This is a genomic window from Paracoccus ravus, assembly GCF_004522175.1.
In the GTDB taxonomy this organism is placed as follows: Bacteria; Pseudomonadota; Alphaproteobacteria; order Rhodobacterales; family Rhodobacteraceae; genus Paracoccus; species Paracoccus ravus.
In genome coordinates this window covers 1-2,599 of sequence record NZ_SDEB01000070.1, presented here as the reverse complement: position 1 = coordinate 2,599, position 2,599 = coordinate 1, and the positions used below count along the sequence as shown (strand labels likewise).

Here is a 2,599-nt window from a genome sequence, read left to right as displayed (position 1 = left end):
TGAGAACGATGACATTATCGCGGCCCTTCGGCAGAAAGGACGCCCGCGTCACGCCACCACCCGAGATCAACTTCCAATGTTTCCAGATACTTGAAGAAGAGGGGCACAATGAATCACCGCTCGCTATGGGGCGGATCTGATTTTCAACAGGGTTGGTGTCCAGTTCGAGCGTGCCATCGTCGAGGAAGCGGATCAGGCCGGACCAATGTGCCAGCGTGTAGCGAATATCCTCGGCGAGTTGGGACTTCTGCGGAATGTGGGAGAGCTTGGCCTCCAGCCACGGTTTGAGTGCTGCGATGATCGGGGCGGCGTGCTCACGCCGCGCGGTCAGACGTAGCGCAGGCTCCTTGCCCCGAACCATCTTTTCGACCTGATAGAGCAGCGCAATCTGGCGCAGCATCTCCTGGGCAATGGGTGAGCGGTCGTTCTCGAAGCGCTTCACGAAGCGACGGCGGACGTGGGTCCAGCAATAGACCAACTGCCACGGGCCACTGTCACGCGGGATCTCGGGCATCGCGTTGTAAGCCTGATAGGCATCGCATTGCAGGAACCGACCGAGGTATCCGGCGAGGAATTTCAGCGGATGCTCTTGGCCCCGGCCTGGCGCGTAATGGAACAGCACGATGGGCGGACCCAGACCTCCATGTCCGCGGTCGTCAGACACGACGGCCCAGAAATAGCCGCTTTTCGTGGTTTTGCGGCCCGGGTCCAGCACCGGCGCACGTGTCTCGTCAACGAAGATGCGATCCGCCTTTCGCAGATGAGCCCGCATGTGATCGATGACAGGTATCAGGTGGAAACACGCGCGCCCGACCCAGTTGCCGAGCGTGCCACGATCCAGCTTGATCCCTTGCCGTTGGAAGATCTCGGCCTGTCGATAGAACGGAAGGTGGTCACCGAACTTCGAAACGATGATCGAGGCGATCAGCAATTCGGTGGGCAGCCCACCCGGCACCACATGCTCGGGAGCAGGCGCCTGCGCCACGATTTGAGAGCAGCGACGACACGCGTATTTGGGCCGCCGCGTCAGCAGCACCCGGAATTGCGCGGGGATCACGTCCAGGCGCTCGGAGAGATCCTCTCCGATCCGGGCCATCTCGCCACAGCCGCAGGGGCACAGGATGCTTGCCGGCTCGATGATCCGCTCGACCCGGGGGAAATGCAGCGGCAAATGACCGCGATTGCGTTGCGCCCGGCGCGGCATTTCCTTGCCCAGCTCTCGCATTGCCGCCTCGGCCTTGTCCTGTGCGGCGTCAAATACGCCCTGAGCCAGTTCGGCATCTTCCAACGGAAGGTTGAACTGGTCGGGGGACAGCTTCTCGGAGCGCTTGCCGAATTGTTCGCGTTGCACAGTGCGCAGGATGTCTTCCAGCCGACGATAGGCCTCCTGCATCTCTGCCAACACCGCTTCGACATCCGCCAAGCGAGCTTTCAGAATGGCATTCTCGATCTCGGCCGCCTTGGATTTCATGCTCGAATTGAATCATGGATCACCATTTCCTGCCAGCAAAAACAGGTATTTCCATTGTTCGCCGCGATCATCCTGCCGCCAGAGGACGGCGTGTCCGCTCGGGGCGGACCAATCGCCAGTCCACCCCTTCGAACAGAGCCGCCAACTGCGCGGACGATATTCTCATCACCCCGTCTCGCACCTGCGGCCACACGAACTTGCCCGCCTCCAGACGCTTGTGGACCAGGACCATACCGGTCTGGTCCCAAACCAGCAGCTTGATCCGATCCGCCCGTTTTGAGCGGAAGACGAAGATGGCGCCGCAGAACGGATCCAGCCCAAACATCTCCTGGACCGCCAGTGCCAAGCCATCAATGCCTTTGCGAAAATCGATCGGTCGCGTTGCGACAAAGACCTTCAGCGAGCCCCCTTGGCCGAGCATCATGGTGCCGAGGCCCGCGCGGCACGAATGACCAGTGTCAGATGCTGCTCATCAGTTCTGACGCCGGAGCGGATCACGACATCGCCAACGACTATCTCGATTTCCGCGGGCGCGGGCGGCACCGATGCCTCCGCTGGGGCCATCTCGACCAGGAGTTCGGCGAATACCGGCAAGGCCGCCACGCTCTCGGGCAAGGCCAACTCACCCGACTGCAGCTTCTTGCGCCAATTGTAGATTTGCCAGCGCGTCGTGCCATGCTTACGGGCGAGGTCGACGACTCTCACACCGGGCATCAAGCTTTCCGCGGCAATCCGAGCACGTTCCGGCTCCGAGCGTTGAAGCCGACCACTGGGCCCCATGAGAACATCCAGCCGAGTCGCCAGGCCACCGGATGAGGCGTCCAAATGGGCGTCCATTTTGCCGTCTCTTCCCAAATCAAACACCTCCAACGCGTAAAATGCATAAGGAGAATGGATCGATCAGAGCCGATGCGGCAGGAGGTGATCGGCGTAGCGCTTACGTTCAATGCGAGACATGGCAATCTGTATTTTTCGACACCGGCCATCACACGGTCATGGATCTAGGGTAATCCTCCCCGTTTTAACGGGGCGCAGAAGTAGACCTCAGGCAGCCATTTTCAGTTTCTGGGCGGGTGTGATGCCGCCGATGCCCATGTTGGGGCGCTCGTTGTTGTAAGTCCATAGCCA

Annotated in this window: 3 protein-coding genes; all 3 read right to left on the bottom strand. The window is 60.6% G+C overall.

Annotated features, from left to right (window positions below; genetic code table 11):
• On the bottom strand, positions 1–1,423 hold a 1,423-nt coding region (gene tnpC, locus ESZ60_RS20460), incomplete at its 3' end, for an IS66 family transposase (protein WP_245155809.1).
• Between the two features lie 115 nt (positions 1,424–1,538).
• On the bottom strand, positions 1,539–1,895 hold the full coding sequence (gene tnpB, locus ESZ60_RS20455; protein ID WP_134682484.1) for an IS66 family insertion sequence element accessory protein TnpB: 357 nt from the start codon (positions 1,893–1,895) through the stop codon (positions 1,539–1,541).
• On the bottom strand, positions 1,892–2,251 hold the full coding sequence (locus ESZ60_RS20450) for a transposase (protein ID WP_209021386.1): 360 nt from the start codon (positions 2,249–2,251) through the stop codon (positions 1,892–1,894). The genes tnpB and ESZ60_RS20450 overlap by 4 nt, the downstream gene beginning before the upstream one ends.
• Between the last annotated feature and the right edge of the window lie 348 nt (positions 2,252–2,599).

Bases quoted from the DNA above. Each gene is read 5' to 3' on its own strand.
- ESZ60_RS20450 (WP_209021386.1), bottom strand. From the start codon at position 2,251: ATGGGGCCCAGTGGTCGGCTTCAACGCTCGGAGCCGGAACGTGCTCGG.
- tnpB (WP_134682484.1), bottom strand. From the start codon at position 1,895: ATGATGCTCGGCCAAGGGGGCTCGCTGAAGGTCTTTGTCGCAACGCGA.